Raw genomic sequence first — 19,784 nt, 5'->3', positions numbered from 1 at the left:
CGGGAGCAGGCCGGCACATCTCAGGTGCCGCTGGCGCCGGCGAGATAAAGCCCGGCGACGATGGCCGCCACGATGGCGAGGGCCGGATAGATCACCAGCAAGCCGGTTACCAGCGCATCGCGCATGGTGGGGCTGGTGCCGTCCTCGGCTGAAGGCTCGAACGGACCGGCTGCCTGGCTTGTTATTTTGTGAGTGTGGGTGTCGGCCGGACGCAGATGCGCGTGCACGTGGCTGACGCCATCGACGATATCTAATTTCCGCGCCATCGCCATGGCCCGATCCCCTTGTTTCGGCGCGCTTATCGGCTGCGATTGTGTCGGCAGAATGCCGCGCTTGTGGCGGAATTGGTTCATTTCCGCAGTGGTTTGTTGCCACGAGACTAAGCGAGAGATGCCGCTTCGCTCGGTCTTGCCGCTCCATGCGGCATCGGTTAGGACACGCGCTTAGCGAATATCGCTGCTTTATCGATCCGCAATCACCTCGAAACGCCGAGCAAACATGCCATGGCCGACAAATCGGAAAAGACGAAAGCGCGACTGCCGCGCGGTTTTGCCGACCGCAGCGCCGAGGACATCCGCGCCGTCGAGAAGATGATGGCGACGATCCGCTCGGTCTACGAACTTTATGGGTTCGAGCCGGCCGACCAGCCGCTGATCGAATACACCGATGCGTTGGGCAAATTCCTGCCCGATCAGGACCGGCCGAACGAAGGCGTGTTCTCCTTTCAGGACGACGATGATCAGTGGCTGTCGCTGCGCTATGATTTGACCGCACCGACGGCGCGCTTTGTCGCCGAGAACTATGAGCGGCTGCCTAAGCCCTACCGCAGCTACCGTTCGGGATGGGTATTCCGCAACGAGAAGCCCGGCCCCGGCCGCTTCCGCCAGTTTATGCAGTTCGACGCCGACACGATCGGCACGCCGGGTGTGGCCGCCGATGCCGAGATGGCGATGATGATGGCTGATGTCATGGAAGCGCTGGGCATCAAGCGCGGCGACTACGTCATCCGTGTCAACAACCGCAAGGTGCTGGACGGCGTGCTGGAGGCGATCGGCCTCGGCGGCGAGGAGAATGTCGGCCGCCGGCTGACCGTGCTGCGCGCGATCGACAAGCTGGACAAGCTCGGGCCGGAAGGCGTGAGACTTCTGCTGGGGCCGGGACGCTGGGACGGCGGCAAGGAAGGCGAGGGGGATTTCGCCAAGGGCGCCGGACTGAATGATCAGCAGGCCGAGGCCGTTCTTCTCGCGACAGCAAGGGAACAGGCTCGCCAGGATTCCAATGTCAGTGCGAACGCGATCTACCAGGAAGGCGTTGGCGAACTCTCGACGATTGAAGCCTTGGTCAGGGCGGCAGGGTACGGCGAAGATCGTATCGCGATGGACCGCTCCGTCGTGCGCGGCCTCGAATATTACACCGGCCCGGTCTTCGAGGCCGAGCTGCTAGCCGAAATCCCCAATGAGGATGGCCAGATCGTGCGCTTCGGCTCGGTCGGTGGCGGCGGCCGCTATGACGGCCTGGTCTCGCGCTTCCGTGGCGAGCCGGTACCGGCGACGGGTTTTTCCATCGGTGTCTCCAGGCTGATGACCGCGCTGAAGAACCTAGGCAAGCTCGACAGCGCGGACGTGATCGCACCGGTCGTCGTGCTGGTGATGGACAAGGACACCGATAGCCTCGGCCGCTACCAGAAGATGGTGGCGGAACTGCGTGCTGCCGGCATCCGCTCCGAAATGTATCTCGGCGGCGCCGGCATGAAGGCGCAGCTCAAATATGCCGACCGTCGCGGTTGCCCGGTCGCCGTCATCCAGGGTGGCGACGAGCGTGCCAAGGGCGAATTGCAGATCAAGGACCTGATCGAAGGCGCGCGCATGTCGGCCGAGATCACCGACAATGCCGAATGGCGCGCGGCCCGGCCGGCTCAGGTGACGGTGGCGGAAAGCGAATTGGTCGCGGAAGTGAAGAAGATCCTGACAGCGCAGGCTGCTGATCGCGCGAAGGGTGGCGCTTGATCACCCCCCTCTGGCCTGCCGGCCATCTCCCCCTCAAGGGGGGAGATGGGATGTCGCGTGGGCTTTCGCCAATCTACAGCTTCCAAGAAGAGGCCCAGAGCCTCAATCTGCCGATCTCCCCCCTTGAGGAGGAGATGGCCGGCAGGCCAGAGGGGGGTGCCTCGCGCCCATCTAAACAATGACCTCCCGCTACCTCGCCATATCAGCCGACATCACTAACCTCTTCGCCGCCCGTAACACCCATGCGGTCGAGGTCGCCATCCTGCAGCCGGCCGACCCGTTCCTCGACATGGCCGGCGAGGATCTGCGCCGCCGTATCTTTTTGACCGAGAGCGAGACCGGCCAGACCCTTTGCCTGCGGCCGGAATTCACCATCCCGGTCTGCCTCGACCATATCAGCTCGCAGGCTGGCACGCCGCGCCGCTATTCCTATCTGGGCGAGGTTTTTCGCCAGCGCCGCGAGGGCGGCAACGAATTCTTCCAGGCCGGCATCGAGGATCTGGGCGATCGCGATACGGCACAGGCGGATGCGCGCTCGGTGGCCGATGCACACGCGCTGCTTTCGCTGGCGCTGCCGGGCCAGGCGTTGAAGATTACCCTTGGCGACCAGACGATCTTCGAGGCAGTGCTCGCGGCCCTCGGCCTGCCGCGCGGCTGGCGCATGCGCCTTGCCCGCGCTTTCGGTTCGTCCGCCATGCTGGAAGCGGCTCTGGCCGATCTCGCCAACCCGCCGCGCAATGGACAGCTCTCCGGTCCGGTCGCGACCCTGGTCCTCGATGGCGATCTGGACGGTCTTGCCGCGCACATCGCCGGCGGCATGGAAGAGGCTGGGCTTTCATCCTCGGCCGGGCGCGCACCCGCCGACATCGCGCGGCGATTGATCGAGAAGGCTGAACTGCGCAGCGTTCGCCTGTCGAACGAGGCGTTCGCGGCGCTGAAGGGTTTTCTGTCGATCGACGTGCCCCTTGATGGCGCGGCAACCGCATTGGAAACATTCGCCACCGGCGCCGGCCTGTCGCTGGGTGTGGCGCTGGAGAAATTCGCCGCCCGCGCGAAAGCCATTGAGGCACTGGGCCTGCCGACGGGAAAGGTCCAGTACGATGCCGCTTTCGGTCGTCCGCTCGACTACTATACCGGCCTTGTCTTCGAGATATCGGCTGAGCATGCCGACCGGCCACTGGCCGGTGGCGGCCGTTATGACCGGCTGCTGACCCTGCTTGGCGCGAAAACGCCGATCCCTGGCGTCGGCTTTTCGGTCTGGCTCGACCGCATCGAAGCCTTGCGGGAGACGGCGCAATGATCACGCTGGCGATCCCCTCGAAGGGGCGGCTCAAGGAGCAGGCGCTGGAAGTGCTGGCCAAGGCTGGGCTTGCCGTCAATCTGCCCGGCGACGACCGCACATATCGTGCCCGCATCGATGGCGCGGAAAGTATCGAAGTGGCCTTCCTGTCCGCTTCCGAGATTGCCGGCGAAATCGGGCAGGGCTCGGTCGATCTGGGCATCACCGGCGAGGATCTGGTGCGCGAAAACCTCGGCGACTGGGAGACCCGCGCGGAAATCGTCGCCCGCCTCGGCTTCGGCAGTGCCGACGTCGTGGTCGCCGTGCCCGATATCTGGCTCGACGTCGACACCATGGCCGACCTCGATGACGTCGCCGCCGATTTTCGCCAGCGTCATGGCAGGCGGCTGCGCATCGCAACCAAATACTGGCGGCTGACCCAGCAATTCTTCTCCCAGAAACACGGCATCCAGGTCTATCGCATCGTCGAAAGCCTCGGCGCCACCGAAGGCGCGCCGGCGGCTGGACTGGCGGATATCGTCGTCGACATCACCACCACCGGTTCGACGCTTCGTGCCAATCATCTGAAGGTGCTGGGCGACGGCGTTGTGCTCAAGTCGCAGGCTTGTCTCGTGGCATCCAGGAAGGATCGTTCCACCGTGGATGAGGCCGTCCTGCGAGACATTGCTGCAAAGATGAGCGCCCTCCCTCCCCCTTGAGGGGAGGGTGCCGAGCGAAGCGAGGCGGGTGGGGTCGTCTCGCGTCGAGCACTGCCGCAAGGACCCCACCCGTCCATCCGCCTTCGGCGGCTGTCCGCCCTCCCCTCGAGGGGGAGGGGATCCCAGTACCATCGGCGGGATTTCCACCGTCCCGGCAGACTGATAGGCTCGGCCCGGGAGGAGACAGCGATGCCGGTCAATCTCGACGAGCTGAAGAACGCCACCAATCTGCGCGGACGCGCCGCGCGCACTGGTAGCGTCTTCATCGCACCCGTCGATGGCAGGGCGCATGTTTCGGGCGAGCGCGGCGTGCCGCTACTCGACAAGACCATCCCGGCGCTGTTTTCCGATACCGCCAGCAAATACGCCACGCTCGATGCCGCCGTCTTCGTCGCCCAGGACAAGCGCTTCACCTGGAGCGAACTGTCGGACACCGTGGATGCGCTGGCCGCCGGCTTCCTGGCGCTCGGCCTGGAAAAGGGCGACCGCGTCGGCATCTGGTCGCCCAATCGCTGGGAGTGGCTGGTCACGCAATTCGCCACCGCCCGCATCGGGCTGATCCTGGTCAACATCAACCCGGCCTATCGGCTGACCGAACTCGAATATGCTCTCAACAAGGTTGGCTGCAAGGCGCTGGTCACGGCGGCCCAGTTCAAGACCTCCGACTACCTCGGCATGATCGAGGCGCTGGCGCCTGAGATCGTGACCGCCACGCCCGGCAAGCTCAAGGCGAGCAAGCTGCCGAGCCTGAGAATCGTCATCCGCATGGGTGAGGAGAACTCGCCCGGCATGTTCAATTTCGGCGATGTCCTGGCGATGGCCGGACGCGACGAGCACGACAGCCTCGACAGGATATCGGAGGGGCTGAAGGCGAGCGACGCCATCAACATTCAGTTCACCTCCGGCACCACCGGCGCGCCCAAGGGCGCGACGCTGACCCACGCCAACATCGTCAACAACGGCCATTTCGTCACCTCCGCCATCAAGCTCACCGTGGACGACCGGCTGTGCATCCCGGTGCCGCTCTATCATTGCTTCGGCATGTCGATGGGCACGATGGGCTGCGTCTCCAAGGGCGCGACCATGGTTTTCCCGGGCGAGGGGTTCGATCCCGGCGCCACGCTTGCGGCGGTGGCTCAAGAGCGCTGCTCCGGCCTCTACGGCGTGCCGACCATGTTCGTCGCCATTCTCGACCATCAGGATTTCCAGTCCTTCGATCTCTCCAGCCTGCGCACAGGCATCATGGCCGGCTCGCCGTGCCCGATCGAAGTGATGAAGAAGGTGGTGTCGCTGATGCACATGGAGGAGGTGACCATCGCCTACGGCATGACCGAAACCAGCCCGGTCTCGTTCCAGAGCGGCGTCGACGATCCCCTGGAGAAGCGCGTTTCCACGGTTGGCCGCATCCATCCCCATGTCGAGGTCAAGGCTGTCGATGCCGATGGCGCGACCGTCGCGGTCGGCGATCCCGGAGAGCTTTGCACGCGCGGCTATTCGGTGATGAAAGGCTATTGGCAGGATGAAGCGAAGACCCGCGAGGCGATCGACGCCGATGGCTGGATGCACACAGGCGACCTCGCCACCATCGATGCCGAGGGCTATTGCAACATTGTCGGCCGGGTCAAGGACATGGTCATACGCGGCGGCGAAAACGTCTATCCGCGCGAAGTGGAGGAGTTCCTCTATCGCCATCCCAAGGTGAAGGAAGTGCAGGTTTTCGGCATTCCCGACCCCAAATATGGCGAGGAGCTTTGCGCCTGGATCGTGCTCAAGCCCGGCCAGATCACCACCGAGCAGGAGATCAAGGCCTTCTGTACCGGCCAGATCGCCCACTACAAGATCCCGCGCTACATCCGCTTCCGCACCGAACTGCCGATGACGGTGACCGGCAAGCCGCAGAAATTCCTCATGCGCAATGCGATGGTCGAGGAACTGGGGTTGGTGGCGGTGAAGACGGCGTGAGGCGTCTTTGCTCGATCAGCTGCGTCGTGCAAACGCGCTGATACTGGTCAGCAGTGGCTGTTGCGCGCCGACCCAAAACCAGTGGTCGTCACCATCGACCTCGATGAACCGCGCGCCTGGGATCCTGGCCGCGAGGAATCGACCGGCCTCGACGCGTACGGCGCGGTCCCCGGAGCGGTGGAGGATCGTTGTCGGGACAGAGACTTTCGCAAGGAGATGACGGACATCGGTATCCCTTAGCGCGTCCAGCAGGCCCGCGATTGCGCCGGGACTCGAGGCTGCCCTGAGCAATCCGGCCCACCAGGTTTTCGCTTGGCGGTCTTCGGCGAGGCTCGGTGCGAAAGTTTCAATTTCCGCCGGGCCACCCCAGCCAGCGAGCAGGCGTTGCTTCCAAAGGTCATATTGCGCAACGGTCAAAGCGAAGGGATAGTCATGCGCGCGACTGCCTTTCGCCAGGGAACCCCAGAGAACGAGGCCGGTCAGGCGATCGGGATGGTCCACGGCAAAACGGATACAACCGGGTCCAGCCTCTGACGCACCGACCAGCAAGGCCTGACGGCTGCCGGCCGCGTTCATGACTGCCAAGATGTCCTGGGCCGTCGCCTCGACAGTGGGGCGGGCGCCGACGCGGTCGGAAAGCCCCATGCCTCGTCGGTCGAAGAGAATCAAACGACCCAGACTCGAGACTTCGGTCAGCCAGGCGCGGCAACTTCTGTCTTCCCAGATACGCTCGACATGCGAGATGAAGCCGGGAACAAGCACGATGTCCGTCGGGCCGCTACCGACGATCTGGTAGGCGATATGGATGCCGTCCACCTCGACATAGCGGGTTCTGGGCATGTCCATTTCGGCATCGTGTGTTGGCCCTCGCAGCAGAGCGAGTGTGGCGGGGTCCGGCGACACACCGAGTTCGTCGCGCAGCAGCCGGACACAGGATTCGATCTGGCGCTCGGCCGCCGCTCCGTCGCCAGCCGCCAGATGAGAACGGATCAGGTGGCGATGTGCGCTTTCGCTCAACGGGTCAAGGGCCGCCAGGCGCGTCGCATGCACGACAGCCGCGCGAGGCTCGCCGTCGGCGATCCTGGCCTCGACCAGCCGCTCCAGCGCTTGCACCAGCCGGCTGCGCAAAGCCTCGCGTCGGAAGAACACCCATTCCTCGAACTCAGGACAATCCGGCAGGGAGAAGCCGGCGAGATAGTCGCCCTTGTAGAGACCGGCGGCCGCGTCGAGAAGACCGGCATCGCAGGCGTAGTCAAAGGCCCTTGAGTCGGCCTCGACGAACAGCGGCGCACGCACCATGAGGGATGCCGCGCGGGCGGTGATGACCTCCTCGCCGAATGCGACACGGATCTTGTACAGCGTGCGCCGCAGGCGGGCGCGGGCGGCTTCGGTGTCGGCTTCGGGCCAGCAGCGTGGCGGCGACCTCGCGCGCCACGGGCCCGCCAGCCTCGGCGAGATAGATCAGCAGTGCTGCCGCCTTCCGCAGGGCAAGCTCTATCAGCTGTCCGTCCTGCCGGAACTCCGGGAACCCCAGAAGTCTAAGTTGCAACCGCTCCATCGATCCGCACGAGGCCGCCCCGGGACATTGAGAGGACGTTGAGGGGACGCCGGCCTTCTATACATCCCACCACAGCGGGCCGATCGGGCCCGAGCATGAAACTCCCATGGAGCGAGAAATGTCACCGGTCAATACTCTCACTTGCCATCGTACCTCCGACACTGTCGCCGGGGATGGCGCCGCTATCAGTGCTGCCAACGCAGGACAAGGATGCTGAAACATGTGCCAATCCTGTCTCTCATGGTATGCACGCTGCATTGCTCCCTACCTTGTCCATGCCGGCTGTTCTGCAAACGCATTCGCGCACATGCGAAAGCGCATGATTCCGCGAGCAGGGGGCATTGTCGTCGAAGTCGGCTTCGGGTCCGGCCTGAACCTTCCTTACTACGACGCCGCAAAGGTGAAGCGGCTGGTCGGCGTCGATCCCGACGGCACGATGCTCGGCCTGGCTGAGCCGAAGACCCGTTCGTTGCCATTCAGTGTCGAATGCATCCGGGCCGGTGGCGAAAGGTTGCCTTTGATCGACAGCTTCGCCGACACGGTGGTCGTCACCTATGCTTTCTGCACCATTCCGGACCCAGAGGCGGCGCTTACTGAAATCCGGCGTATCCTCAGGCCCTTGGGCCAATTGATCTTCATCGAGCATGGCCGGGCAGAAAGGCTGCGTTGCCGCCGATGGCAGGAGCGCCTGAATGGGCTGTGGGGCCGGCTCGCCGGCGGCTGCCATCTCAACCGCGATCCATTGCGCCTGATCCGCGCGGCAGGCTTCCGGATCGTCGAAGAGGAGTGCGAGCAGTTCCATCTGCCCTTCTGGCAACTGGGAAGCCACCGCGCCGGCATTGCGGCACCACCAACAGGTTGACCGTCCTGCGCTCCCGTCTGTTAACGCCGCCCGCCTCTTGTTTCCGACGGCGCCGCGCCCGGCTCCTGGACGAGCGGTCCGAGCAGCACTTCGCCAAACAGCGGCTGGTAGCGGCGGCGGACGGCCGGGTCCTCCTTGAAGGACAGCGCGTACTGACCGATCTGGTGAAAATAGGTGATGCGGGCCCGCACGATGCTTTCGTCGTCCGAATAGCCCATGGCGCGGAACGACCGGATCAGCAGCTCTATGCGCAGGTCGTCGATCTCCTTGACGTCCTGGGCGAGTTTCTTCGATGTCCGCGACCAGTCGCGCACAGCCAGATCGAGGAGCGGACTGAAAGGGGCCTCATCCACCCAGACATGGACGATGTCGGTAAAGAACTGCAGGCCGCCTATGTCATGGATGTCGCGCATGGCCCAGAACGGCGCGCAGTTGCTGTCGCGCCATTCCTGCAACAGGCCGCCCCGAAGGTCCTCCAGGCTGGCGAAGTGGAAATAGAAGCTGCCGCGCGTGACCTTCAATTGCCGCGCCAGACGGTCAATCTTGACTTCACCGATGCCACGCTTTTCGAGCACCTTGCGTGCGGCGGCAATCCAGGCCTCGCGGCTGAGCGTCTGCCGCGCTGGTTTCGAACGTGGTGCGGCGGTGCGCGTTTTCCCGGATTTCGTCGGCGCACCTTGCTCGTTCATCGGATCAGAGACCTCTTCGCCTTGCACAGACCGACTCGCCAAGCGAGTCGGTCCTCCTGTGCTACGCAATTCTTGATGGCACCGTCCATTCGTTGACCCCTGCAATTTCAGGGCAGTGCGCTGATCCGCTCCAGCATCAATTCGAAGAACGGGACCGGATCGATCCGTCGCAGCACGTTGCAGTTCTTGCGGCGGCCGGTGACGTGCCACCAGTCGACGACCGTCATGCCGATGGTCTCCGGCGAGACGATATCGACCGTTACCGCGCACTGGCGCTGTTCGTAGATCTCGGGGGCCAGCAGGTAGCCGGTGACGCAGGCATCGTGGATGGGACGTGCCTGTGTTTCGAATTTATGCGTGCCGTATTGACGGAAGAAGTCCGCGAGGTTGGCGGCTTCGATTGCGGCGCGACTGCCGGTTGCGCGAAGACGGTCTAGCCACTCGGGCGTCATCAGGGCGGTATAGGTGCAGTCGATGCCGGCCATCGTCACCGGCACGCCGCTGTCGAACACTTTGTGCGCGGCGTGTGGGTCGACGAAGATGTTGAATTCCGCCGCAGGCGTGGCATTGCCGCCCTGGAAGAAGCCACCGCCCATCAACACGACTTCGCGCAGCCGGGGGATGATTTTCGGTTCCATGGTCATGGCCATGGCCAGATTGGTCATCGGTCCCAGCGTGCAGACGGTAATCTCGCCTTCCGGTGCATCCATGATGGTCCGCACCATGTAATTCACCGCGTGTTCGCCCTGCAGCGGCGTCACGGGCTCGGGGAGGTCGGCGCCATCGAAGCCGGTTTCGCCGTGGACATATTCGGCGGTGATCAGCTTGCGCACCATGGGGGCCGGGCAGCCGGCATAGATCGGCACATCCGGACGGCCTGCCAGTTCCACGACCTTCAGCGCGTTCTTCGACGTCAGGGCGAGCGGCACGTTGCCGCCGACCGTGGTGATGCCGACCACTTCGAGTTCGGCCGGTGAACCCAGCGCGAAGAGGATCGCGAACGCGTCGTCCTGACCGGGGTCGGTGTCGATGATTATCTTGCGTGGTGCCATTGTGACGCGGTTATCCCCTGCTGATGAAAAGCCTATTGCTGAGCCGATTTGGATGTGTAGAAATACAGTACTGTATCTTATGTTCAAGACAAGGTGTTCGAGATGGACGCACGCGGCGACTTTTCAGAAATCCCGATCCTCGATGTGTCGGCGCTTTATGGCGACGACGAGAATGCAATCGCCAGCACGGCCGCGACGCTGCGCCGGTATCTCGAGACGATCGGCTTTCTCTACGTCGTGGGGCATCCGATCCCGCGTGCCGATGTCGAGGCGGTCCGTGAGGCCAGCAAGCGCTTCTTCGCCCTGCCCGAGGACCAGAAGCTCGCGCTGAAGATCGACAAGAATTTCCGTGGCTATCTGCCGTTTGCCGGCTCGACGATCGTTACCTCGTCGGTGGCGACCGTGAGCAAGCCGAACCAGAGTGAATCGATCTTCTTCATGCACGAGGTCGAGGCCGATGACCCCAGGGCGTTGGCCGACCAGCCGCTGCAGGGGCCCAACCAGTGGCCAGGCGAGGCAACGCTCGACGGCTTCAGGCCGACAATCGAGCGCTATGTCGACGAGATGAGCACGCTCGCCCGCAAGATGGTTGGCGCCATCGCGCTCTCGCTCGGACTTCCGACAGACAGCCTCGACCGCTATTTCGAGCAGCCGACGACCTTCCTGCGGCTGCTGCACTATCCGACGCAGCCTCACGAGGAGGGGCTGTTCGGCTCGGCGCCGCACACCGATTACGGCTTCATCACGCTGCTCGCGCAGGACAATGTCGGCGGCCTTGAGGTCAAGAACAAGGATGGCGACTGGGTTCCAGCGCCGCCGGTCCCGGATTCCTTCGTGATGAATGTCGGCGACATCCTGGCGCGCTGGTCGAACGACCAGTTCGTCTCGACGCCGCATCGCGTTATCAACCGGTCGGGACGCGAGCGCTATTCACAGCCCTTCTTCTTCGATCCGTCGATGGATGAAACGATCGAGGCGCTGCCGGTCTGCGTGCCCTCTGGTAACCGGCCGAAATACGAGCCTGTGCTCTACGGCGACTACCTGATGGAGCGCATCGACAAGAACTATCACTACCGCAAGAAGAAGGCCGCGGAGACGGCCAGTTCATAATGCTGGAAACCGTTGTCATCAAAAAAGGGGAACGAAAAATGAGATCACATTTGCGCGTGGCCGGCTTGGTGCTGGCTACACTTGCCGCGACCTGGAGCGGATCGTCGAACGCCGAAGTGACAAAATCGGCCGAGGTCAAGCGGACCGGGATGCTGACCATCGCCAACACGCTTGACTTTGCCCCGTTCGAGTATCTCGACGCCGACGGCAAGCAGACCGGCATCATCATCGAACTGGCTGGCGAAGTGGCCAAGCTGGTCGACGCCAAGCTGGATGTGGCGCGCACGCCTTTTCCGTCGATGGTGCCGGGGCTCGCGGCCGGCCGTTTCAAGATCGCCTGGGAGACGTTCTCCGCCACGCCCGAGCGGCTCAAGCAGGTCGACTTCGTCATGTTCCTGAAAGCCGGCCTGGCTGTCTCGACGTCGCCTGACAAGAAGGCGAGCTTCAGCGGCGACACCCCGCTTTGCGGCAAGCGGATCGGCGTTTCGGCGGGAAGTGCGTCGGATTTCCTCGTCGACAAGCTGACCAAGGACTGCACCGACAAGGGCCAGGCGGCAATCGAGAAGTCCGTGTTCAACTCCTCGACGGACATCGTCCAGGGCGTGCTGTCCGACCGTCTCGACGCCCGCATGGATGATGCGACGGCATCGAGCTATTTCGAGGTCACCAGCAAGGGCCAGCTCGTCGTGCTGCCCACCCTTTACGAAGTTGCCCCGCTCGGCCTTGCGATCGCCAAGGACGACAAGGAGACCGCCGACATGATGGTCGGTGCGCTCTCGGAATTGTTCAAGAATGGCACCTACAAGGCCATCCTCGAAAAGTACGGCATGGGCGCCTACGCGATCAAAGAGCCCTATTTCGTCGGCAACATGGAGGCGCTTCGCGCCGACTAGAACGCAATGCCTTCATCCGGGTGCACAAAGTGCGCCCCAGGAAATTTGAATCTTCGCATTGGTCTGAAAATCGATTCCGATTTTCGGACCAATGCGATACGCGATTATAGGCGCCCGATCCGCTATCGGGCGCCGTTTGCGGACGGAGACCAGGAGAAGCAGCGATGGGCGTGGCCCACCCAACCGAGATACGCATCGAGCCGGGCGTCGCCGAGGCGGTCTCGCGCCTGACCGTCGTGCCGCAGCGCCGCTACGGCATCTGGGTCGGCACGGCCCTGGCCCTGTTGGTGGCGTTCTTCATCATCCGGGCCTTCGCCAGCAACCCCGCTTTTGCCTGGCCGACGGTCGTCGGCTACCTGTTCCACCCGTCCGTCATGCGCGGCCTCGGCAACACCTTGCTGCTGACCGTGGTGATCATGATACTGGCGATCGTGGTCGGTACGGTCATCGCCATCATGCGCGTTTCGCCAAGCCCGGTGCTGCGCATTTTCGCGGGCTTGTATGTCTGGTTCTTCCGTGGTGTTCCGGCCCTGATTCAGCTGATCTTCTGGTTCAACCTGTCGCTGCTCGTGCGTGAGGTCTCCCTGACCATCCCTTTCGTCGGCACGCTGTTTTCCGTCCGCACCAATGATTTCATGACGCCATTCTTCTCGGCCGTCGTGGCGCTCTCCCTGTGCGAGGCCGGCTACATGGCCGAGATCATCAGGGCCGGCATCAAGTCGGTGCCTTCGGGCCAGGCCGAGGCGGCGAGTGCGCTGGGCATGCCGTACCGCATGATCCTGAAGCGCATCACGCTGCCGCAGGCCATGCGCTTCGTGCTGCCACCCACCGGCAACGAGGCCATCAACCTCCTGAAGATGACGTCGCTGGTGACCTTCATCGCGGTCGACGACCTCTTCTATTCGGCCCAGAGCATCTATGCGCGAACCTTCGAGACGATCCCGCTGCTGATCGTCGTCGCCTTCTGGTATCTCGCCGTGGTCAGCATCATGTCGGCGGGACAGCATGTCCTGGAACGTCATTTCGGTCGCAGCGACACGCGCGGCGATCCCACGGCAATGCGCTTCCTGCGCAATGTCTTCGGTTTGCGGAGCGTTGCCCGATGAGTGACGCCAAGGTCGAAAATCGCGGCCGCTTCGGCGTGCCCGCCGACTCCATGGTCTTCGCGCGCGGCGTGCGCAAATCCTACGGCCCGCTCGAGGTTCTCAAGGGCGTCGATCTCGACGTGCCCGCCGGTTCGGTCGCTTGCATCATCGGCCCTTCGGGCTCCGGCAAGAGCACGTTCCTGCGCTGCATCAACCATCTCGAGAAGCTGAGCGGCGGCATCCTGCTCGTCGACAGCGAGTTCGTCGGCTATGACCTCAGGGGCGACAGGCTCTACGAGGTCAAGGACGACCTTCTTTGCCAGCGGCGCGCCGAGACCGGCATGCTGTTCCAATCGTTCAACCTGTTCTCCCACATGACCGTGATGGAGAATCTGATCGAGGCGCCGACACAGGTGCGGCGAATCCCGCTGGAACAGGCGAAGGCCGAAGCGGAAATCCTGCTGCGGCGCGTCGGTCTCCTGGACAAGGTTGACCGCTACCCGAGGGAACTTTCCGGCGGGCAGCAGCAGCGTGTGGCGATCGCGCGCGCCATGGCGATGAAGCCGAAGGTCCTGCTCTTCGATGAGCCGACGTCGGCGCTAGACCCCGAACTCGTCGGCGAGGTCCTGCAGGTCATGCGTGATCTCGCCGAAAGCGGCATGACGATGGTCGTGGTGACCCACGAGATCGGCTTTGCCCGCGAGATCGGCGATCAGCTCGTCTTCATGGATGGCGGCGTCATTGTCGAACGTGGCGCTCCCCGTGAGATGATCGCCAATCCGACATCGCCGCGAACCCGCGAGTTCCTGTCGCGCGTCCTTTGACGGCAAAGGCGCGAGCCACGGTCGCATCCTCCAAACAAAAAGGCGCGGGGCTAGCCCGCGCCTTTTTTCATGCTCAGGCTTCGAGGATCAATCTTTCTCGAAGATGCGTGCCTTGGCGACCACGCCGGCGATGGCGCCGCCGATCAGTGGTGCAACGATGAACAGCCAGAGCTGGCCGATCGCGGCGCCACCCGAAAACAGCGCCGGGCCGATGGAGCGAGCCGGATTGAGCGAGGTGCGGTCACCGGGATGATCGCGAAATGCAGTCCGGCCAGCGTCAGGCCGATAACGAGGCCGGCGAAGGCGGTGGCATGCTTTTCCGCGGTCACGCCAAGGATCACCGTGACGAAGGTGAAGGTGCCGATGACCTCCCACAGGAAGGCGGAGCTGACGCCGTATTTGGCGACGTCCCAACCGTTGGCGCCGAAGCCGGTGGTGTGTCCGCCGGTCTGGCCGGAGACGATGATCCACAGCGCAAGCGACGCGATCACGCCGCCGATGATCTGCGCGATCCAGTAGGGGATGACGTCCTTGGCCGGCAACCGGCCGGCAAGGAAGACGCCAAGCGTCACCGCCGGATTTAGATGTGCGCCCGAAATGGGGCCGATTGCATAGGCCGCCGCAATGAGGCCGATGCCGAACGCCAGACCGATGCCTTCCTGGCCGAGAGGCAGCGCACCGCCGAAGCCGCCCGTCACCACCGAAGCCGTGCCGATGAACACCAACAAGAATGTACCTAGAACTTCCGCCAGATAAGTCTTCATTGCCCTCTCCTCGTGTCGATCCGCCGGTCCGCCTTTTCCGCGCCGCGAATCACGGGTGAAAGAGTATTCGCAAGCAGAAAAGTTGGAAAGCAGCGCGGTTGCGCCACCCGGTGTGCTTGTGCGCGCCGGTTGCGCGCTTTAGAGCAGGGCCGAAATAGATTTTCTTGGTATTGGAACAAAGAAATGCGACTGGGCGGACGACTGGCTGCGGCCATCGAAGTGCTGGAAGACATTAGCCGGCGTCATCGGCCGGTGGCCGATGCGCTGAAGGACTGGGGTCTGTCACATCGTTTTGCTGGCGGGGGCGACCGCGCCGCGATCGGCAATATCGTCTACGACGCGCTGCGCCACAAGCGTTCCGCCGGCTGGCTGCTGGGTGAGGAGACGCCGCGCGCCATCGGCTTTGGCGCGCTGCTGCTCGAATGGAACCAGACCGCGCAATCGCTGAATGACGCACTTGAAGGCGACAAGTTCGCGCCACCGCTTTTGACCGCCTCCGAACTTCAGGCGATCGCCGAGCGTCGGCTTGACGATGCGCCGCCGGCGGTGCGGGCGGACGTGCCGGACTGGTGCGAGCCGCTATTCGAACAGGCCTTTGGTCCAGCGTGGGTCGAGGAGGGCGCTGCCCTCGCCACCCGCCCGCCGCTCGACATCCGGGTCAACACGCTGCAGGCCGATCGGGCGAAAGTACTGGCGGAGTTGGCTGAGACCGGCGCCAAGGCGGCACATCTCGCCCCTTATGGCATCCGCATCCCGCCGATCGATGGCGACGGCAGGCACCCCAATGTGCAGGCCGAGCCGGCCTTCCAGAAGGGCTGGTTCGAGGTCCAGGACGAGGGCTCGCAGATCGTGGCGGCCCTTGCCGGTGCCAAGGCTGGCATGCAGGTGCTCGATTTCTGCGCCGGGGCCGGCGGCAAGACGCTGGCGCTGTCGGCGGCGATGGGCAATACAGGCCAGGTCTTTGCCCACGATGCCGAAAAGGCCCGACTGGCGCCGATCTTCGACCGCATGCGCCGCTCTGAAAACCGCAATGTGCAGATCGTCGCCAAGCCGTCGGAGCTCGCGCCGCTGACCAGCCACATGGACATCGTTCTGGTCGACGCGCCCTGCACCGGCAGCGGCACCTGGCGGCGGCGTCCCGACGCCAAATGGCGGCTGACGCAAAGACAGCTTGATGCGCGCAAGGGCGAACAGTTGGCCATCCTCGATGCGGCCAAGGCCTATGTCAAACCCGGCGGCCTACTGGTCTACATCACCTGCTCAGTGTTCGACGAGGAGAATGGCGAGCAGATCTCGGCGTTCCGGGACCGCAACAGTGGCTTTGTGCCGGTCGATCATCGCGCTTTGTGGAGCGATCATTTCCCTGGTCACGAGGCCGCTGCGCGCATCGGCGATGCAGGGGATATCTCTTTGTCGCCGTCGCTGAGCGGCACTGATGGCTTCTATTTCTGCGCGCTGCGCCGGGGAAACTGACGCTGCAACTGACGCTGCAGTTGACAGGAGGCCGATGCGCCCCAGTTTGTGGCACGCGGCGGCGTGCCGCTTAACGGGGTGCCTCCTTGCAAAGATATCTGTCGTTCTTGCCGTTCCTCATTCTGGTGCTGGGCGGCGGCCTGCTGATCGGCTACGCGACCTTGCCGGGCGAATGGTACGCGTCGCTGGCCAAGCCGTCCTTCAATCCGCCCAACTGGATTTTCGGCCCGGTCTGGTCGCTGCTCTATGTGCTGATCGCCATTGCCGGCTGGCGGACATGGATGCGCGAGCCGACAGGCGTGGCGATGAAGATCTGGGGTGCGCAACTGGTCCTGAACTTCCTGTGGTCGCCGACATTCTTCGGCGCCAAGCTGATGGGTCCCGCGCTGGCGATCATCGTGCTTCTGCTTGCAAGCATAATCCTGTTCATCGCCAGGGCCGGGAGCCGCGACCGGTTGTCCGGCTGGCTGTTCGTCCCCTACGCCGTATGGGTGGCGTTTGCCACCTTGCTCAACGCATCGCTCCTCTGGCTGAACTAGGATCTCGCTCGGGAATGCTTTGTTGCAGTGCAGCAATTGAGATTGCCTGCCGCCGATCCGTCTGCAATAAGCTTTGCCAGACAAACGAAGGCGACGGCCATGGCAGCAAAGATCGTTCCCGCCCCGGACTATGAGGACCGCGTCAGGACCTCGTTCGCGCGTCAGAAGGCGATGGCGACGATCGGCGCCGAACTCACGCTGGTGACGCCCGGCATCATCGAGATCGAGATGCCCTACTCGGCGGCGCTCACCCAGCAGCACGGTTTCCTGCATGCCGGTGTCATTTCGACGGCGCTGGACTCGGCCTGCGGCTACGCCGCGTTTTCGCTGATGCCGGAAAACTCCGGCGTGCTGACCATCGAGTTCAAGGTCAATCTGCTGGCGCCGGGCCGGGGCGAGCGCTTCCTGTTCCGCGGCTCGGTGACCAAGCCCGGCCGCACCATCATCGTCGCCGACGGACAGGCCTATGCCTTCGCCGCCGACGGCGAGGCCAAGCTCATCGCCACCATGACTGGGACGATGATGACCATGGTTGGTCGTGATGGCATAGAAGGCTGACTCTATGGGTAGGGCGATACGAATCGGCGGCAAGGATATCCTCTTCGCCATGGCTGCCGAGGCCGAATACGGCCCGCATCTGAAGCAATTGTTCGCGCCTTTCATGACCGGCGTCGGGCCGGTCGAGGCCGGCGTCAGGCTCGGCGCGCAGCTGTCCCGGATGAAATCTCGGAAGGAATTGCCCGACCTGGTTGTATCGCTCGGTTCGGCGGGCAGCCGGACCCTTGAGCAGACCGAAATCTACCAGGCGGTCTCGGTCAGCTACCGCGACATGGATGCCTCGCCGTTGGGCTTTGAAAAGGGAGCAACGCCGTTCCTCGACTTGCCGGTGACCGTGCCGCTGACGTTGCGCATTCCAGGCATCAGGGAGGCGACGCTGTCGACGGGTGGCGCCATCATCACCGGCGCCGCCTGTGACGCAATTGGCGCCGACATGGTCGACATGGAAACCTTTGCTTGCCTGCGCGCCTGCCAGTTGTTCGATATCCCGCTGGTTGGGTTGCGCGGCATCTCCGACGGCGCGGCTGATCTCAGGCATGTCGGCGACTGGACCGAATATCTGCACGTCATCGACGAGAAGCTGGCTGACGCGGTCATGCGGCTCGACCAGGCGATCGCATCGGGCGCGCTTCGGCTTGAGCTATCGCAGGAAGACGTAGGATCCGATTGAAGGACACGCCTCGCAACCCATTGCGTCGACTCGTTTCTTTCTCTAAACGCTCGCCATGAAAACAGCCAATCATCCCGACACCGTCCTGATTGTCGATTTCGGCAGCCAGTTTACCCAGCTCATCGCCCGCCGCATCCGCGAAGCCGGCGTGTTTTCCGAGATCGTGCCGTTCCAGTCGGCCGAGGCGGCATTCAAACGCATCAATCCAAAAGCAGTGATCCTGTCCGGCGGTCCGGCCTCGACCTCGGACATTGGCAGCCCGCGCGCGCCACAGATCGTCTTTGACGCCGGCGTGCCGGTGCTCGGCATCTGCTATGGCCAGATGGCCATGTGCGTGCAGATGGGTGGTGTCGCCGAAAGCTCCAACCATCGCGAATTCGGCCGCGCCTTCGTCGAGATCGAGAAGGAAAGCCCGCTATTCGAGGGCCTGTGGGCGACCGGCCAGAGGCATCAGGTGTGGATGAGCCATGGAGACCGCGTCATCGCCTTGCCGCCGGGCTTCGAGGTTCTGGGAAAATCGGAAAGCTCGCCCTTCGCCATCTTCGGCAACATCGAGCGCAGGATGTACGGCATCATGTTCCACCCCGAGGTGGTGCACACGCCGGACGGCGCAAGGTTGCTCCGCAACTTCGTCCACAACATCGCCGGCATCGAGGGCGACTGGACGATGCGCGCCTATCGCGAGCATGCCGTCGAGACGATCCGCAAGCAGGTCGGCAAGGGCAAGGTCATCTGCGCGCTGTCGGGCGGGGTGGACTCGTCCGTCGCGGCGTTGCTGATCCATGAGGCGGTCGGAGACCAGCTCACCTGCATCCTGGTCGACCATGGCCTGATGCGCAAGGACGAGGCCGCCGGCGTGGTGGCGATGTTCCGCGAGCACTACAATCTGCCGCTCATCCTGGTGAACGCTTCGGATCGGTTCATCGGCGCGCTGGAAGGCGAGTCCGATCCCGAGAAGAAGCGCAAGACCATCGGTCGGCTGTTCATCGAGGTGTTCGAGGAAGAGGCCAAGAAGCTCGGCGGCGCCGAGTTTCTGGCGCAGGGCACGCTTTATCCCGACGTCATCGAAAGCGTCTCCTTCACCGGTGGCCCGTCGGTGACGATCAAGTCGCACCATAATGTCGGCGGCCTGCCCGAGCGCATGAACATGCAACTGGTCGAGCCGCTGCGCGAATTGTTCAAGGACGAGGTGAGGGCGCTCGGCAAGGAACTCGGCCTGCCCGACAGCTTCATCGGCCGCCATCCGTTCCCTGGTCCGGGTCTCGCCATCCGCTGCCCGGGCGGCATTACGCGTGAAAAGCTGGAGATCCTGCGCGAGGCCGACGCCATCTATCTCGACGAAATCCGCAAGGCCGGTCTCTACGACGCCATCTGGCAGGCCTTCGCCGTGCTTCTGCCCGTGCAGACAGTCGGCGTGATGGGCGACGGCCGCACCTACGAATTCGTCTGCGCCCTGCGCGCCGTCACCTCGGTCGACGGCATGACGGCGGATTTCTACCACTACGACATGGCGTTCCTGGGTGCCGCCGCCACGCGCATCATCAACGAGGTCCGCGGCATCAACCGCGTCGTCTACGACGTGACGTCGAAGCCGCCGGGCACCATCGAGTGGGAATGATTTTTGCCCATCCGGGGGTATCCGACACTACGCCAAAATACGACATAACATACTGATAACAAATAAAAATATGAACAGTATCTATCGACAGCAATCGGGGCCCAGAGTTCGGCTCTGACGTGC

Annotated in this window: 17 protein-coding genes and 2 pseudogenes; 14 read left to right on the top strand and 5 right to left on the bottom strand. The window is 63.6% G+C overall.

Going from position 1 to position 19,784, the window contains the following annotated elements; genetic code table 11:
* Window positions 1-20: 20 nt before the first annotated feature.
* Window positions 21-266, bottom strand: coding sequence for a hypothetical protein (locus tag LGH82_RS13190; protein ID WP_319799939.1), 246 nt, complete (start codon window positions 264-266; stop codon window positions 21-23).
* 237 nt (window positions 267-503) lie between these two features.
* Between LGH82_RS13190 and hisS the strand changes: the two genes are divergently transcribed.
* From hisS to LGH82_RS13170, 4 genes are all read left to right on the top strand, one after another.
* Entirely contained in the window at window positions 504-2,006 is a 1,503-nt protein-coding gene (gene hisS, locus LGH82_RS13185; RefSeq protein WP_227348872.1) for a histidine--tRNA ligase, read from the top strand.
* Window positions 2,007-2,184: 178 nt separating this feature from the next.
* Window positions 2,185-3,306: an ATP phosphoribosyltransferase regulatory subunit gene (locus LGH82_RS13180; protein ID WP_227348871.1), complete on the top strand. Its 1,122-nt coding sequence runs from the start codon at window positions 2,185-2,187 to the stop codon at window positions 3,304-3,306.
* Window positions 3,303-4,004, top strand: a complete 702-nt coding sequence (gene hisG / locus LGH82_RS13175) for an ATP phosphoribosyltransferase (protein ID WP_227348870.1) — start codon at window positions 3,303-3,305, stop codon at window positions 4,002-4,004. The genes LGH82_RS13180 and hisG overlap by 4 nt, the downstream gene beginning before the upstream one ends.
* A 189-nt stretch (window positions 4,005-4,193) precedes the next feature.
* Entirely contained in the window at window positions 4,194-5,966 is a 1,773-nt protein-coding gene (locus LGH82_RS13170; protein ID WP_227348869.1) for an AMP-binding protein, read from the top strand.
* 15 nt (window positions 5,967-5,981) lie between these two features.
* Here LGH82_RS13170 and LGH82_RS13165 read toward each other — a convergent pair.
* Window positions 5,982-7,524, bottom strand: a pseudogene (locus LGH82_RS13165) (alpha/beta fold hydrolase).
* A gap of 220 nt (window positions 7,525-7,744) precedes the next feature.
* On the opposite strand from LGH82_RS13165, the gene LGH82_RS13160 reads away from it, so the two are divergent.
* On the top strand, window positions 7,745-8,386 hold the full coding sequence (locus LGH82_RS13160; RefSeq protein ID WP_227348868.1) for a class I SAM-dependent methyltransferase: 642 nt from the start codon (window positions 7,745-7,747) through the stop codon (window positions 8,384-8,386).
* Window positions 8,387-8,406: 20 nt separating this feature from the next.
* Here LGH82_RS13160 and LGH82_RS13155 read toward each other — a convergent pair whose 3' ends face one another.
* Both LGH82_RS13155 and LGH82_RS13150 read right to left on the bottom strand, forming a co-directional pair.
* Window positions 8,407-9,075, bottom strand: a complete 669-nt coding sequence (locus LGH82_RS13155; protein ID WP_227349574.1) for a TetR/AcrR family transcriptional regulator — start codon at window positions 9,073-9,075, stop codon at window positions 8,407-8,409.
* A gap of 107 nt (window positions 9,076-9,182) precedes the next feature.
* Window positions 9,183-10,127, bottom strand: coding sequence for a nucleoside hydrolase (locus LGH82_RS13150; protein ID WP_227348867.1), 945 nt, complete (start codon window positions 10,125-10,127; stop codon window positions 9,183-9,185).
* A gap of 102 nt (window positions 10,128-10,229) precedes the next feature.
* Here LGH82_RS13150 and LGH82_RS13145 point away from each other — a divergent pair, with 102 nt between their 5' ends.
* From LGH82_RS13145 to LGH82_RS13130, 4 genes are all read left to right on the top strand, one after another.
* Window positions 10,230-11,237 carry an isopenicillin N synthase family dioxygenase gene (locus tag LGH82_RS13145; protein ID WP_227348866.1) on the top strand — a complete coding sequence of 336 codons (1,008 nt, stop codon included), beginning with the start codon at window positions 10,230-10,232 and terminating at the stop codon, window positions 11,235-11,237.
* A gap of 38 nt (window positions 11,238-11,275) precedes the next feature.
* Window positions 11,276-12,130, top strand: coding sequence for an ABC transporter substrate-binding protein (locus tag LGH82_RS13140; protein WP_227348865.1), 855 nt, complete (start codon window positions 11,276-11,278; stop codon window positions 12,128-12,130).
* Between the two features lie 164 nt (window positions 12,131-12,294).
* The gene (locus LGH82_RS13135; RefSeq protein WP_227348864.1) at window positions 12,295-13,236 is read left to right on the top strand and encodes an amino acid ABC transporter permease; all 942 of its coding nucleotides are present in this window, start codon (window positions 12,295-12,297) and stop codon (window positions 13,234-13,236) included.
* Window positions 13,233-14,039 carry an amino acid ABC transporter ATP-binding protein gene (locus tag LGH82_RS13130; RefSeq protein WP_319799938.1) on the top strand — a complete coding sequence of 269 codons (807 nt, stop codon included), beginning with the start codon at window positions 13,233-13,235 and terminating at the stop codon, window positions 14,037-14,039. The genes LGH82_RS13135 and LGH82_RS13130 overlap by 4 nt, the downstream gene beginning before the upstream one ends.
* 87 nt (window positions 14,040-14,126) lie before the next feature.
* On the opposite strand, the pseudogene LGH82_RS13125 reads toward LGH82_RS13130, so the two are convergent.
* Window positions 14,127-14,803: pseudogene (locus tag LGH82_RS13125) on the bottom strand (aquaporin).
* Between the two features lie 183 nt (window positions 14,804-14,986).
* Here LGH82_RS13125 and LGH82_RS13120 point away from each other — a divergent pair.
* From LGH82_RS13120 to guaA, 5 genes are all read left to right on the top strand, one after another.
* Window positions 14,987-16,276 (top strand): RsmB/NOP family class I SAM-dependent RNA methyltransferase, encoded by a 1,290-nt coding sequence (locus LGH82_RS13120; protein ID WP_227348863.1) that lies wholly within the window; start codon window positions 14,987-14,989, stop codon window positions 16,274-16,276.
* 86 nt (window positions 16,277-16,362) lie between these two features.
* On the top strand, window positions 16,363-16,815 hold the full coding sequence (locus LGH82_RS13115; RefSeq protein ID WP_227348862.1) for a TspO/MBR family protein: 453 nt from the start codon (window positions 16,363-16,365) through the stop codon (window positions 16,813-16,815).
* 99 nt (window positions 16,816-16,914) lie between these two features.
* Window positions 16,915-17,373, top strand: a complete 459-nt coding sequence (locus LGH82_RS13110) for a PaaI family thioesterase (protein ID WP_227348861.1) — start codon at window positions 16,915-16,917, stop codon at window positions 17,371-17,373.
* Window positions 17,374-17,377: 4 nt separating this feature from the next.
* Complete coding sequence (locus LGH82_RS13105) at window positions 17,378-18,043, top strand: 5'-methylthioadenosine/S-adenosylhomocysteine nucleosidase (protein WP_227348860.1); 666 nt, start codon at window positions 17,378-17,380, stop codon at window positions 18,041-18,043.
* A 55-nt stretch (window positions 18,044-18,098) separates the two neighbouring features.
* Window positions 18,099-19,661, top strand: coding sequence for a glutamine-hydrolyzing GMP synthase (guaA, locus tag LGH82_RS13100; RefSeq protein WP_227348859.1), 1,563 nt, complete (start codon window positions 18,099-18,101; stop codon window positions 19,659-19,661).
* Window positions 19,662-19,784: the final 123 nt, after the last annotated feature.

The sequence above is a fragment of the Mesorhizobium sp. PAMC28654 genome, assembly GCF_020616515.1.
Taxonomy (GTDB): domain Bacteria; phylum Pseudomonadota; class Alphaproteobacteria; order Rhizobiales; family Rhizobiaceae; genus Mesorhizobium.
Note: the sequence above shows the minus strand (reverse complement) of the source record. Positions and strands in the feature narration are given on the sequence as shown.